Raw genomic sequence first — 15429 nt, forward strand, 5'->3', positions numbered from 1 at the left:
CAACACGGAAGCTTTTAATGGACACCGAAACCCTAATTGGCACCATCCAAGAATGGTTGCACCTTAAAAACAAAACTTCAACCGAAGACGCAACTGAGCCACCTTTACTCCCGGAACTTTTTAGCGCCGATCAGCTTGAGCGTTACGGCATTACCTTGGCGCTTTCACACCAACTAACTGAAAAATTTGTCCCTGATATATTATTAAATCGACTGTCAGAAAGCGAAGCCGCCTTAATTAAATCCTGTAGCATACTTACACAAAAAATAACCGAAAATGGCAATGGTAGCCTATCCCCTGCCAGCGAGTGGTTGCTGGATAATTTTTATTTAATTCAAGAACAAATTCACACAATCAGGCGTCATCTCCCCAAAGGTTACGGCAGGGCATTGCCGCATTTAGCCAGCGGATTGCAAGGACTGCCGCGCGTTTATGATATTGCCTTACAAATCATTGAACACGGTGATGGCCGTTGGGATCTAGAAAATTTAACCCGCTTTATCTCCGCTTATCAAAGCGTCACGCCGCTGACGCTAGGAGAGTTGTGGGCTGTCCCCATTACCTTAGGCGTGGCCTTGATTGAAAATTTAAGCCGTGCCGCTAAACGCATTGTCGCTGATAAAAATGATCGCAGCCTAGCTGATCGTTGGGCTGATCGTATGATAGAAGTAGCTGCATCAGAGCCAAAAAGACTCGTGATTGTCATTGCCGATATGGCACGTTCTGATCCACCCATGAGCAGTGCTTTCGTCGCCGAATTAGCGCGACGTTTACAAGGTGCGGCACTGTCATTGCCGTTAAGCTGGATTGAACAGCACTTGACCGATGAAGGATTGACGATTGAACAATTAGTACATGAAGAAAATAAGTATCAAGCGGCTAATCAGGTCACAGTCAGTAATAGCATTGCCAGTTTACGGCGTTTAGGTGAAGTCAATTGGCGCGATTTTGTTGAACATGTGAGCGTGGTCAATCAAACCTTAATGACGGATCCGGCGCAAATTTATAGCCAGATGGATTTCAGCACCCGCGACCGTTATCGTCATGTGATTGAACGGTTATCACGCAGTAGTTCACATCCCGAAGAAGAAGTCGCCGCCGCCGCCATTTTGTTGGCAAAAACACAAGCGCAGGCGGTCTCTGTTGCCGAAATGGCAGATCCTCATCAAGAAAGGTTATGCCATGTGGGTTATTACTTGATTGATGCCGGTTTGCCGCAATTAAAAAATGTGTTGAATATACGCTATAGCGGATGGCAAAAAATTCGTCATTTTATTCATGGCCATGCTTTACAAAGTTATTTAGGTTTTATCTTTTTGATTACTGCGGCATTAGTGTGTGGCGTGGTGGCTAAGGCGAGTCAAAATCATATCGGTAGCGGTTGGCTTTGGATTTTGGGCATCACAGTTGCCATATGTGGCAGCCAACTTTCTGTAGCGCTCGTGAATTGGGTAGCCACCTTGCTGGTGAAACCGTTGCCTTTGCCGCGCATGGATTTTACGCACGGAATTCCAGAGGCTTTCCGCACATTGGTGGTAGTGCCCTCCATGCTGAGTAGTCCATCCAGTATTGAAACGTTAGTTGAAGCGCTGGAGGTGCGTTTTTTAGGTAATCGCGATGAGCAGTTGTATTTTGCCTTACTGACGGATTTTAATGACGCACCTCAAGAGCATATGCCAGGAGATGAGGAATTATTATCTTTGGCTCAATCACAAATTGCCGAGCTCAATAAACGCTATTCGCGTGAGGGCAGTGATATCTTTTTTTTATTCCATCGTCCTCGCACGTTTAATGTCCGTGAGAAAGTGTGGATGGGTAGGGAGCGCAAACGCGGTAAATTAACCGATTTAAATGATTTGTTGCGTGGTAATCCTAGAGAAAATTTTTCTTATATCAGTGGAGATATCGCTCCCCTTCTTTCTGTCAAATATGTGATTACGCTGGATAGTGATACGCAATTACCGCGTGAATCAGCTTGGCAGTTTGTGGGTGCGATGGCGCATCCCTTAAATCGACCCTACTATGATGCAGCCAAGCAGCGTGTAACCTCCGGCTATGGAATTTTACAGCCTCGAGTTGCAGAGGCTTTATCTAATTCTGGTCAAACACTTTATGTAAAACTGTGTGGTGGTGAGTTTGGTATAGACCCTTATACCCGCACAGTATCTGATGTTTATCAAGATGTGTTTCACGAAGGCTCTTTTGTTGGTAAAGGTATTTATGATGTAGATTTTTTTCAGCAAGGTTTGGCTGGACGTTTACCGGATAATCAGATTCTCAGTCATGATTTATTAGAAGGCTGTTATTTGCGTTCAGGTTTTTTAAGCGATACGCCTGTCTATGAAAAATCACCCAGCAGTTATTTAGCAGATACCAAACGCCGCATCCGCTGGATTCGAGGTGATTGGCAGATCATCGGTTGGTTATTTCCCAAGGTGCGAAATGAAGCTGGAGAGCGGATAGCCAATCCACTATCGGGGTTATCGAAATGGAAGATATTTGATAATCTGCGTCGCAGTTTAGTGGCGGTGACGCTATTGATATTAATTGCATTGAACTGGACATTGTTGCCGTCTACGGTGTTTTGGCTGAGTCTGACTCTGACGATTATATTATTGCCGGCTGTGGTGACGACATTGCTGGAATTAGTGCGCAAGCCTGCCGATATGCTACCCATGCAACATGTGACTAATATTCTGCATGTGATACAGCGGCGTGCTGGGCAATTGTTTTTATATTTAGCGTGCTTACCGCATGAGGCTTGGTACAGTTTGAGCGCGGTGTTTCGTACTTGTTGGCGCAACTTTATTTCTAGGCATCATTTATTAGAATGGACACCTTCAGATCAAGTCGATAAACGTTTGCGCGGCACAGCGTTGGAATGGCTGATGCATATGTGGATGGGGCCAGTTTTTGCCTCAGCTGCGGTAGCGATTTTAATTGCACATAAGCGTTTTGAGTCATTAATTTTGGCTTTGCCTTTATTGGCGTTATGGTTTTTTTCACCTTGGATTGCGCTTTGGCTGAGCAGGCCGTTTGTGCGCAAAGAACCGAAACTAGATGCCGGGCAAATACGCTTTTTACATAGAATGGCACGTAAAACCTGGGGATTTTTTGACACGTTTATTACGGCGGAAAATTTTTGGTTGCCGCCGGATAATTATCAAGAAGCGCCAGTGCCGGCTTTAGCACGACGTACATCGCCTACCAATATTGGTTTATCGTTACTGGCGAGTTTGTCGGCTTATGATTTTGGTTATATTAATATGCGCCAGCTATTGGAGCGTACGCAAAATACTTTGCAGACGGTATCTAAACTCGAACATTATCGCGGCCATTTATATAACTGGTACAGCACTGAAACATTAGAACCCTTATTGCCGCGCTATATTTCTACCGTAGATAGCGGCAATTTAGCCGGCCATTTGTTAACGCTACGACAAGGGTTATTGGCATTGCCGGATGAACCATTGTTGCGTGTGCGTTATCTAGATGGCTTAGAAGATACACGCGATGTGTTAGCCACCACTGTGATTAAATCCCTGGCGCAGGCAGTCCAACATTTCCAACAATTATTGTTAGATGCACGTCATGCCTTTAGCGGTTGGTCAACTGCACTTAGCAGTTGTGAAGAACTCTGTGTGGCCGCAGAAAAAATTGCTGAGTTATCAGCCCCATCGGGTGCGGCATTAAATGAGATGTCGGATTGGTCGCAGAAATTACTGTTGCAATGTCAGGCACTGCGCGATGAAATCAGTTTGTTTGCTTATGTGCCAGGATTGCCGGCTAATGCCAGTTTACGGGATATAGCGCTTTTACCCGCTATGGATAATGAGGCGCAAAAGGTAGCAATCTTCACAGCAAAAGAACGCATAGCCTTGATTGAAACCTTGGCGGAAGGTGCATTTTCATTCGCTGAAATGGATATGAGCTTTTTGTACGATCAAGCTAGTCATTTAATGACGATTGGTTTCAATGTTGATGAACAGCGTGTAGATGCCAGTTATTACGATTTGCTGTCTTCAGAAGCGCGTTTAGGTAATTTCGTTGCCATTGCGCAGGGGCAAACGCCGCAGGAAAGCTGGTTTGCTTTAGGACGGTTATTAGTATCAAGTGGTGGTGAGCCGATTTTAATTTCCTGGAGCGGCTCGATGTTTGAGTATTTAATGCCGCTATTGGTCATGCCGACTTACCCGGATACATTGTTGGATCAAACTTGCCGTGTGGCAGTAAGACGCCAGATTGCCTATGGCAAACAACGTGGCTTACCTTGGGGTGTATCTGAGTCAGGTTTTAATGCAGTGGATACGCAAATCAATTATTTGTACCGCGCCTTTGGTGTGCCGGGGTTAGGTTTAAAGCGCGGTTTGGAAGAAGATTTGGTGATCGCACCTTATGCCAGTGTCATGGCATTGATGGTAGCACCAGAAGCGGCTTGTCAAAATCTGCAGCGCTTAGCAGCCGAGGATGTTGTCGGTAAATTTGGTTTTTATGAGGCGATTGATTTTACGCTGTCGCGTTTGCCGCTGGATAGTAAAAGAGCCATCGTGCGCTCATTTATGGCGCATCATCAAGGCATGAGTCTGTTAGCATTTTCTTATTTATTACATAACCAACCCATGCAGCAGCGTTTTATCGCTGATCCACTGTTTCAGGCGACATTATTGTTATTGCAAGAACGCATTCCCAAGCCCACAGCCTCTTACTTGCACATACCCAAATTACCCACGGGCGCCGCCGTACTCTCGCGTCCAGAAGCTTCCATGCGGGTATTTAACACACCCAATACCCAGACACCGCAAGTGCAATTACTTTCCAATGGTCGTTATCATTTGGTGCTCACCCAAGCAGGTGGCGGTTATAGCCGTTGGAAAGATATAGCAGTGACGAGGTGGCGTGAGGATAGTACTTGTGATAACTGGGGTTTGTTCAGTTATGTGCGTGATGTTGCGACGGGTGAGTATTGTTCTACCAGCTATCAACCCACCGCCGGAAGCGCTGAGAATTTCAAAGCGGTGTTCTCAGAAGCGCATGCTGATTTCACCCGTAGTTTGATGAATTTGGATATGCATACGGAAATTGTGGTATCGCCAGAAGATGATATTGAATTACGCCGTATCCGCATTCATAACTTAGCTGGTGTCAAACGCACCATTGAGTTTACCAGTTTCGCAGAAATTGTGTTGGCGCCGCAGGCGGCCGATCAGGCGCAAGCCGCGTTTAGTAATTTATTTGTAGAAACAGAACTTCTACCAGAACAACAGGCAATTTTAGCGACGCGTAGACCGCGTGATGAACAAGAAAAACCGCCGTTTATGTGTCATCGCTTGAATGTCTATACAGAACAGCCCTTTGTTCTATCGTTTGAAACGGATCGCTCACAGTTTATTGGCCGTGACCGGACTTTAGCTGCGCCTTTAGCTATGCTGGAAACAGGGGATCTTTCTAATACCCAAGGTGCTGTGTTAGATCCGATTGTCGCTATCCGCTGCCGATTAACCTTGGAACCTGATGCCTTAGTGACCTTTGATCTGATAACCGGTGTGGCAGATACGCATGACCATTGTTTGGCTTTGGCAGAGAAATACCATGATCGCAGTTTTGCCAACCGCGTTTTCGAATTAGCTTGGACGCATGGTCAAGTGTTGTTGCATCAGTTGAATATCACCGAGGCTGACGCACAGCTGTTTGGTAAACTCGCCAGTGCGATTATTTACACCAGTACCAATCGTCGCGCAGATCCGGCCATTATTGCTAGTAATCGTCGCGGACAATCCGGTTTGTGGGGTTATTCAATTTCTGGTGATTTGCCGATTGTATTATTGGAAATTGAAGATGCCGTTAACATTGAATTAGTACGGCAACTCATTCAAGCACAAGCTTATTGGCGGCGTAAAGGTTTAGCCGTAGATTTGGTGATTTTAAATGAAGAGCGCGTCAGTTATCGCCAGACATTGCAAGATCAGATTATGAGTTTGATTAATGCCAACATCAGCGCAAACGCCCCCGATCATAGTGGCAGTATTGTTGTGCGTATGATGGATCAAGTTCCCTTGGAAGATCATGTGTTGTTGCAATCCGTTGCCCGCTATATTCTTTCAGACAAACGCGGGAAATTACGTGAACAGCTGAGCCGCCGCCGTGTCAGCCCGCCTTTGATGCCCGCTTTAGCTGTCATTAAATCACCGCATGTTTTTGTCTATGATAAGTCGCTGCCATTGCCGCCGGATTTACAATTTTTTAATGGCTTAGGCGGGTTTTCTGCCAGTGGGGATGAGTATGTCATTCGTCTGTCTGAAAATGCACCCACCCCCGCACCTTGGGTCAATGTGTTGGCTAATCCTAATTTTGGTACTTTAGTTTCAGAAACTGCGCAAGGTTATACCTGGATAGAAAATGCCCATGAGTTTCGTTTGACACCTTGGGATAATGATCCGCTCAAGGATTCTTCCGGCGAAGCATTTTATGTACGCGATGAAGAAACCGGACAGGTATGGTCGCCTGCCGCATTACCGTGCCCTGGGCGTGGTGATTATTTAACGCGCCACGGTTTTGGTTACAGCGTGTTTGAACATGCGGAAGAAGAGATTCATTCAGAATTATCTATGTTTGTGGCGTTGGATGCAGCGGTTAAATTTTCCGTGTTAAAGATACGCAATGATTCAAAGCGTGTACGACGTTTATCGGTGACGGGTTATGTCGCTTGGGTATTGGGAGATTTACGTACTAAGAATGCGATGTATGTGGTCACGGAATTATCGGCAGGTGGTGCATTGTTAGCGCAAAATCATTACAACACGGAGTTTGGTGAGCGCACGGCTTTTTTTGATGCAGCCACTGCGACTTCAGGCTTAAATACGCGTACCGTTACCGGTGATCGTGCGGAGTTTATTGGTCGTAATCGCAGTTTGGCTCGACCCGTTGCTTTGGAACGTAAACGCTTGTCAGGGCGTGTGGGGGCGGCGTTAGATCCTTGCGGTGCGATTCAATTAACTTTTGATTTAGCCGAAGGTCAATCGCGTGAGATTGTCTTTACTTTAGGTGCGGGACAGAATAAGTCAGAAGCTGAAAGTTTGGCGCAGCGCTATCGTGGTTTACCTGCTGCACAGAGTGCATTAGCGGGCGTGCGGCAATATTGGCAACACAGCTTGAGTGCATTGCAAGTTACAACACCGGATGTTGGGTTTAATTTCTTGGCCAATGGTTGGTTACTGTATCAGGTCTTGTCTAGTCGGTTGTGGGGGCGCAGCGGTTATTATCAGTCAGGTGGTGCGTTTGGTTTTCGCGATCAATTGCAAGATGTGATGGCGCTGACCCATATGGCGCCCGAACTGTTGCGCAAGCATTTGTTGCTCTGTGCGGCGCATCAGTTTGAAGAGGGCGATGTGCAACATTGGTGGCATCCGCCATCCAACCGTGGCGTGCGTACGCGTTGTTCTGATGATTATTTATGGTTGCCTTTTGTGTTGTGTCATTACATTGATGCGACCGGAGACATGGCGGTATTGGATGAGGCTGTGCCGTTTCTCAGAGGACGGCCACTGAATGTTGATGAAGAATCTTATTATGATTTGCCGTTGATAGGCACAGAAAGTTTTTGTCTTTACCACCATGCGGTGCGTGCTATTGGTTATGGTTTGAAATTCGGGGTGCATGGTTTGCCGCTGATGGGTTCGGGTGACTGGAATGATGGTATGAATTTGGTGGGCAAGGATGGGCATGGCGAGAGTGTTTGGTTAGGATTTTTCTTATACAGTGTGTTGAAAAGTTTTGCGCCGATCGCTGCGCGTTATGGTGACAGTGCTTTTGCAACACGCTGTGAATCGGAAAGTCAGCAATTGGCGCAACATATTGAGGCAGCTTGGGATGGGGAATGGTTCCGGCGTGCTTATTTTGATGATGGTACACCTTTGGGGTCAGCCAGTAATACGGAGTGTCGGATTGATTCAATTGCGCAAAGTTGGGCGGTGTTATCAGGTGCAGCGGATTCATTACGTGGAAAGCAGGCTTTGGCCGCGTTGTATCATTATTTGGTTGATGCTGAAAATAGTTTGATTAAGTTGTTGGATCCACCCTTTGATGAATCTAAGCCTAGCCCGGGTTATATTGAGGGTTATGTGCCGGGTATTCGAGAGAATGGTGGTCAGTATACGCATGCTGCAGTTTGGGCGGCGATGGCGTTTGCTGAGGCGGGTGATAAAGAGCGTGCTTGGCAATTGTTGCATATGTTGAATCCGGTGAATCATGGGCGTACGTCGGCGGAAATCAGCCGCTATAAAATTGAACCGTATGTGACGGCGGGTGATGTGTATAGTGTGGCGCCACATACGGGGCGGGGTGGTTGGAGTTGGTATACGGGATCGGCGGGTTGGATGTATCGTTTGATGACGGAAACTTTGTTAGGTTTGCAATTGGAGGATGGTAATCAGTTGCATGTGAAACCGCTGTTACCAGATGCTTGGGATGGTTTTACAGCAGATTATCGTTATGGGAATACGTTGTATAAGATTTCTGTGAAGCGGGTGCAAGGGCAAGAGCAAGGGGAGTTGTTGTTGGATGGTATGCTGTTGCCTGATTTAGTGTTAACTTTGTTGGATGATGGGCGAGAGCATTTTGTTGATTTGAAAGTGCCATTGCTGTGACCCATACTTGCTCCAATGAAAGTGATTGCTACTCATCGGCGAAAGTAGCACTAGACTTTAGGCTAAGCAAGGTTCAGAGTTCTTTCAAACTCTTTTCGCGGGAGAGGGAGTTACAGTGCTAATTCTTAGCTTAGAAGCGCTTATGAAAGATGTGTGCATACCCTAGCCTTGGGGGAGAGGGGATATGGTGCGAAGCTTATGCCCACCAGGTGAGAGAAGTTACAGTTTTTAGGAAACCCCATGCGTAATTATCAAATAGCCGCTTCATTACTATCCGCCGACTTCGCACGTTTAGGGCAAGAGGCAGAAGCGGTGATGGCGGCAGGCGCCGATGCCTTGCATTTTGATGCCATGGATAATCATTTTGTGCCGAATCTGACTATCGGTCCTGTCGTGTGTGCTTCGTTACGTCGTTACGGTATTCAAGCGGAAATCAATGTGCATTTAATGGCAGAGCCTATCGATCAGCTGATTGTGGATTTTGCCAAAGCGGGAGCCTCTGGCATCATATTTCATTATGAAGCATCGAAGCAGGCAGAGCGCAATTTGATGCAAATTCGTGGACAGGGTTGTAGGGCGGGTATTGCGCTTAAACCAGATACCACTTGGCAGCATGTAGAAAGTTTGTTAGAGCAGTTGGATTTTATTTTAGTTATGTCAGTTAACCCTGGGTTTGGCGGGCAGGCATTTATTCCTTCCTCTTTAGATAAAATCAAGAAGCTAAGAGAGCTTATTTTAGCGAGTGGTCGTGATATTATTTTGGCGGTAGATGGTGGTATTAAAATCAATAACATTGCTGAAATTGCACGTGCGGGTGCAACAAGGTTTGTTATTGGTTCGGCTATTTTTGGTGCACCAGATTATGCTAAAGTGATTGCAAATTTGCGTGAACAATTAAGGAAGAACTCATGAACAAAAAAAATTCCAAAACCAAAACCCCCCCTATTACTACATTATTCCTCGATATAGGTGGTGTGTTATTAACCAATGGCTGGGACAGAAAAAGCCGAAACCTCGCTGCCCAACACTTTCATCTCGATTGCGATGACATGCAGGAGCGGCATCATCTAACTTTCGATACTTATGAGTCAGGCAAAATTGACTTGGAAGAATATCTACAACGTGTCGTATTTTATCAAAAAAGGTCATTTACTAGAGCGCAATTCAAAGCCTTCATGTTTACCCAGTCGCAACCTTATCCACAAATGTTGGAATTAATTTGTCAACTCAAGTCTCGCTACGGTCTGAAAATTGCCGTAGTCAGTAATGAAGCGCGTGAACTCAATATCTATCGTATTAAAAAATTTAAATTGCACAGCTTTGTAGATTTTTTTATTTCTTCCTGCTACGTGCATCTGCGCAAACCCGATGCTGATATATTTCGTATGGCATTGGATATTTCACAAACACCTACCGAACAGGTCTTATATATTGAAGATCGCTTGATGTTTGTCAGTGTTGCAGAAGGTTTGGGAATTAAAGGAATTCATCATACCGATTATCAATCGACGTGTGAGAAATTGGCTAAATTTGGATTAGAAGGAATATCAGAATGACTTCGCAGTTAACGGCATTGCCTGCATGGCAGGCGCTTACAACACATTATCAAAATATGCGTGATATACATTTACGCACACTTTTCCAAGAAGATCCCAAGCGTGGACAACGTCTGGCGTTTGAGGCAGCAGGTATTTATTTTGATTATTCCAAACACCGGATTACGGATGAGACCTTAAAGTTACTTTTGCAATTAGCAGAGCAATCTAAACTCAAATCACGCATTGAGGCGATGTTTAAAGGCGAGAGAATAAACGTCACGGAAGACAGATCCGTATTGCATATTGCCTTGCGTATTCCTAAAGGACAATCGCTGGTGGTGGATGGGGCGGATGTTGTGCCGGAAGTTCACGCGGTGCTCGATAAAATGGCGGGTTTTGCTAACAAAATCCGCAGTGGTGAATGGAAAGGCCATAGCGGTAAATCTATTCGTAATATTATTAATATTGGTATAGGTGGCTCTGATCTGGGGCCGGTCATGGCATATGAAGCCTTGCGACATTATAGTCCGCCGGAGTTGACCTGCCGTTTTGTTTCTAATATTGACGGTACGGATTTTGTTGAAGCCACACGTGATCTTGATCCTGAAGAGACATTATTTATTATTTCATCTAAAACTTTTACGACGCTGGAGACGATTACCAATGCGCGTACGGCGCGCGATTGGTTATTAAAGACATTGAAGAATCAAGCGGCAGTTGCCAAGCATTTCGTTGCAGTTTCAACTAATGCCGAAGAAGTGGCAAAGTTTGGTATTGATACGGCGAATATGTTTGAGTTTTGGGATTGGGTAGGTGGTCGCTATTCTATGGATTCAGCGATTGGTTTATCGATTATGACAGCCATTGGCCCCGATCATTTTCGCGATATGCTCGCGGGTTTCCATGAGATGGATGAACATTTTCGCACCGCGCCATTTGAGCGTAATTTGCCGGTGCTAATGGGATTGTTAGGTATCTGGTATAACAATTTTTTTGCAGCGCAGACGGTGGCGGTGTTGCCCTATGAGCAATATTTAAAGCGTTTTCCAGCTTATCTGCAGCAATTGACGATGGAAAGCAATGGTAAGCATGTGACACTGAATGGAGCAGAAGTTAATTATCAGACCGGCCCCATTTATTGGGGCGAACCAGGTACCAATGGCCAACATTCTTTTTATCAGTTATTGCATCAGGGTACTAAGTTAGTGCCGTGTGATTTTATTGCGTTTATTCAGACATTAAATCCATTGGGGCGTCATCATGATTTACTGATGGCCAACGTCTTTGCACAGGCTGAGGCTTTAGCTTTTGGCAAAACCGCAGCAGAAGTTAAGGCGGAAGGTACGCCGGACTGGTTGGTGCCGCATCGCACGTTTGAAGGTAATCGCCCGTCTTCCATGTTGTTATTGGAGCGTTTGACACCACAAGCCCTCGGCAAGCTGGTTGCGCTTTATGAACACTGTGTTTTCACGCAAGGCGCCATTTGGCAAATTGACTCATTTGATCAGTGGGGGGTGGAGCTGGGTAAGAAGTTGGCGTTGCAAATCATTCCTGAATTAGAAAGCCAAGCTGAACCGGAATTGAAGCATGATAGTTCTACGAATACGCTGATTTCTCGTTATCGAACCTATGGGGGAAGGATGTTTTAGGTTAGGTAATATTTTCAAACAACGTCGGTAATGCACAAAGCGGAATAAAATTAATCCGCCCAAAAGGGTAATTCAATTCGCCAGTTTGATTTTTAGTAATGACATATCCTTGTGCTGGCTGATAGGCATCTAAAAAGGATCGATAACTGCGACTCAAAATTAAATCTTTAGTATTTCTGAATTTAACTTCAATGGGAATAATCGTGTCAAAGCCGGTTTGTATAACGAAATCCACCTCGGCGCCTGCTTTAGTGCGCCAATAATGAATTTGCCAATTTTTTCTTTCTTGCATTTGATATTTATAAATTTCTTGAAATACCAAATTTTGCACCAAAAGACCGTTGTCAGTACGATTTTCGATAGCGGCAAAATTATTTAACGCTTGGTTGCGAAAGCCATTATCGATAAAGTAACAAATCGGATTTGATGTAAGTTCCGTGCGTTTATTGCCAACAAAAGGTTTTATAGTTTTTATTACATAAGTTTTTTCAAAGATGTCTATATAATGGCGGATAGTTTCAACATTTACCCGGCAATCTACGGCTAATTGTTGGAAATTCAATAATTGTCCGCAAGCATGTGCCAAAAGTGCCAGCAGTTGCAATACGACTTCAGGCTTGCCCACCCGCAGGAATTCAATGATGTCTTTTTGCACATAGCTGTTGAATAACTCTTGCAAAAATACCAGTTTATTTTGGTTAAGATAAACTTGTGGATAACTGCCATACTGCAGCAACGAACGCCAATGGTTAGCGAAATCAATTTCACGACAACTCAAGGGTAAGATCACTGATTCAATCTGTCGGCCAGTTAAATGTTCTTGAATTTTGCTTTTTATTTCTAATTGTGATGACCCTGAGGCGATCATTTTAATGGGTAATTGCAAATCGGCAATGATTTTTAATAATAACCCTGGGGACTCTAAACGTTGGGCTTCATCGATAAACAGAATATAGTTTTTTAAAGAAAAAGCGGCTGCTGCCTCTGATAGAAATGTGGGAGATTTTAACCAATGACGGACTTGGTAATAATCGCAATTCAAGTATAGCAATGGTTGATAGCGATGCTGCCTAATAAGTCCTTGGCATAGGTGTTTACCTAATGTCGTTTTCCCTGCCTGACGCGGCCCCACCAAGATTGTCCATAATTTATCCCAATCGGATTGTGCCAGAAATTGATATTGCAATCTTTGAATATATTGATTTTCAGTAATTAGGGGATTTGTTTTATCCTGTAGCCAGGGATTCTGTTGGTAGATAATATTTAGAAGCTGATAATCCACAAATAAACCCTACTTAAATTTGGTTAAACGAATATGGGTAAGGATATTATAAAGATTGATCTACGTATATCAACTCTTTTGTAGGCTAAGTAGTCGAACTTAAAAACAACACTCCCCCTTGTATAAGAGGAAAGTGGGTAACGCTTATGCCTACTCGATATGATATGATGATTTCATACTCAATCAACACCAGGAGGAAAATTCAATGTCAGTAAACCCTTTAAAAAAACTAGAAGCCCTCGGTCAATCGATTTGGCTAGATTTTATCAATCGTGATCTGATGCAAAGTGGTAAGCTCAGAAAATTAATTGCTGAAGATGGTTTGCGTGGGGTGACATCCAATCCATCCATTTTTGAAAAAGCCATTGTGGATAGCAGTGATTATGACAAAGATATTCAGACCATGCTCAAGGCAGGGAAAGATGTTAATACCATCTATGAAACACTCACCCAACAAGATATACAACAGGCTGCCGATCAATTCCGCGACCTTTATCATCAGACGGAAGCTAAAGATGGCTATGTGTGTTTAGAAGTCAATCCACATTTAGCGCATGATACTGAAGGCACGATTGCTGAAGCCCGCCAATTATGGAAGGCATTGAACCGTCCTAATGTCATGATTAAAGTTCCGGGCACAAAAGCAGGGTTGCCGGCTATCACGCAATTAATCAGCGAAGGGATTAATGTCAATGTAACGCTATTGTTTGGCGTGCCGCGCTATCAAGAAGTGGCAGAAGCCCACCTCAAAGGTTTAGAAGCACGGCTTGCCAAGGGAGAATCCCTCAAACATATTGCCTCTGTGGCCAGTTTTTTCTTGAGCCGTATTGATGTATTGCTCGACCCAAAGTTGGGGAAGGTTGTGGCTGAAGGGGGTGAAAAAGCCGCAGTTGCCAAAAAATTGCAAGCGCAAGTGGCTATCGCCTCTGCAAAAATTGCTTATCAACATTATAAAAAATTAATTCAGAATGAACGGTTTAAAAAACTGCAAGAAAAAGGTGCGCAGCCGCAGCGGCTGTTATGGGCTAGCACCAGCACTAAAAATCCAGCATATAGTGATGTGATGTATGTGGAAGCGTTGATTGGGGTGGATACTGTGAATACCTTGCCTGTGGAAACCTTAGACGCTTATCGAGATCATGGCAATCCAAAATCAGAATTAGAACAAGGTATTGATTTTGCTGATTGGATTTTTCAGCAGTTACCCGCATTAGGTTTCAGCATAGATAAAATAACCCAACAACTTGAAGATGAGGGTGTCGATAAATTTATCAAATCTTTTGATGAATTAATGGCTGCTTTGAAAAATAAGAAGTGATGGATTTTTCTATACTTTCTTACTTTGTAACTACTCGTCCCTATAAAAAACACTGCCATTCCCGCGCTGGCGGGAATGACAACGCTTTGTGCTTTTTTATTTCTTATAGGAACGAGTAGTGAAAACTTCTCTTCAATAACTACTCTTTTCACCTTTTAACATCATCTGGATTTTTGGTGCTCTGAACTTCAGTTGTGCTGCAATGCTCAAAAATCAATTGCATGTATTGATCTAATTTTTTTTCTAAAACTTCAATATGATAAGCTTGTTGTTTTTGTACTTGATTTGCGTCAGCAAGCTGCGCGGTGAGTTGTTGTATTTGTTGTGCATAATCTGCTATGAGTCTTTGTTGATTGCCTAGAATTTCATTAGCTGCTTGCTGCTGCTGTTGAATTTGAGAAAGTTGGTTCTCAGATATTGAATTAATTTTCGCTGGGGATGAGCTGGTTATTGGAAATAGGCCTTGTTTGAAATTAAAGAAAAATCTTTTGTGAGTTTGAGATGGTTTATATGATTCGAGTGTGCTGCAAGATTCTGGGCTAGGACCGGTAGTTGGAATATAGCTCAAAGAGCTATTGTTTAATACATACTGCGTGGAAATAAAGGTGCCGATATTGTTATCGTTATCATGCAAAAATCCTTGATTTGTTAAACCATAAATGTGTCCTGTAGACTGTACTGTTTCCAGAAAATGACCCTTGGCATCGTAATGATTGATTCCGACTTGTCCATCATGGCAGATGCCGCCCACATAAAATAGCTGAATATATCCGCCATCAAGCAGGTTGTACTGTGTTAAATTAGCTCGATAGGGATTATTAAAATAGCTGAGTGTGAAGAGGTTATTGGCTATTGGAAATGCTGGAGAACGCTGGGCATCGTATACTTGATTAGTATAAAATTTATAATCAGTAATATTTGCTAAGGAAGAAGTACTACAAAAGACTAAATAGAATGCTAAAAAAGCGCTAGTATAGAGACGTGGTTGCATGTTAAGTGC

General features: G+C 44.0%; 7 protein-coding genes. 5 read left to right on the forward strand and 2 right to left on the reverse strand.

All coding sequences use genetic code 11. The annotated features are described in order from the left end of the window. The first annotated feature begins 17 nt into the window (after nucleotides 1-17). The 4 genes from VHE99_09980 to pgi all read left to right on the forward strand — a co-directional run bounded on the left by VHE99_09980 (nucleotide 18) and on the right by pgi (nucleotide 11829). Nucleotides 18-8642 carry a glucoamylase family protein gene (locus VHE99_09980; protein HVV69340.1) on the forward strand — a complete coding sequence of 2875 codons (8625 nt, stop codon included), beginning with the start codon at nucleotides 18-20 and terminating at the stop codon, nucleotides 8640-8642. 240 nt (nucleotides 8643-8882) lie between these two features. Next, on the forward strand, nucleotides 8883-9554 hold the full coding sequence (rpe, locus tag VHE99_09985; protein HVV69341.1) for a ribulose-phosphate 3-epimerase: 672 nt from the start codon (nucleotides 8883-8885) through the stop codon (nucleotides 9552-9554). After that, entirely contained in the window at nucleotides 9551-10198 is a 648-nt protein-coding gene (locus VHE99_09990) for an HAD family phosphatase (GenBank protein ID HVV69342.1), read from the forward strand. Before rpe ends, VHE99_09990 begins: the two co-directional genes overlap by 4 nt. Continuing rightward, nucleotides 10195-11829 carry a glucose-6-phosphate isomerase gene (pgi, locus tag VHE99_09995; GenBank protein ID HVV69343.1) on the forward strand — a complete coding sequence of 545 codons (1635 nt, stop codon included), beginning with the start codon at nucleotides 10195-10197 and terminating at the stop codon, nucleotides 11827-11829. Before VHE99_09990 ends, pgi begins: the two co-directional genes overlap by 4 nt. Before the next feature lies 1 nt (nucleotide 11830). Here pgi and VHE99_10000 read toward each other — a convergent pair whose 3' ends face one another. Next, the gene (locus VHE99_10000) at nucleotides 11831-13111 is read right to left on the reverse strand and encodes an ATP-binding protein (GenBank protein ID HVV69344.1); all 1281 of its coding nucleotides are present in this window, start codon (nucleotides 13109-13111) and stop codon (nucleotides 11831-11833) included. Nucleotides 13112-13316: 205 nt separating this feature from the next. On the opposite strand from VHE99_10000, the gene tal reads away from it, so the two are divergent. Then, nucleotides 13317-14429 carry a transaldolase gene (tal, locus tag VHE99_10005; protein HVV69345.1) on the forward strand — a complete coding sequence of 371 codons (1113 nt, stop codon included), beginning with the start codon at nucleotides 13317-13319 and terminating at the stop codon, nucleotides 14427-14429. A 148-nt stretch (nucleotides 14430-14577) separates the two neighbouring features. On the opposite strand, the gene VHE99_10010 is transcribed toward tal, so the two are convergent. Next, nucleotides 14578-15420 carry a hypothetical protein gene (locus tag VHE99_10010; protein HVV69346.1) on the reverse strand — a complete coding sequence of 281 codons (843 nt, stop codon included), beginning with the start codon at nucleotides 15418-15420 and terminating at the stop codon, nucleotides 14578-14580. Between the last annotated feature and the right edge of the window lie 9 nt (nucleotides 15421-15429).

The organism is Gammaproteobacteria bacterium (genome assembly GCA_035546635.1).
GTDB lineage: Bacteria > Pseudomonadota > Gammaproteobacteria > JAURND01 > JAURND01 > DASZWJ01.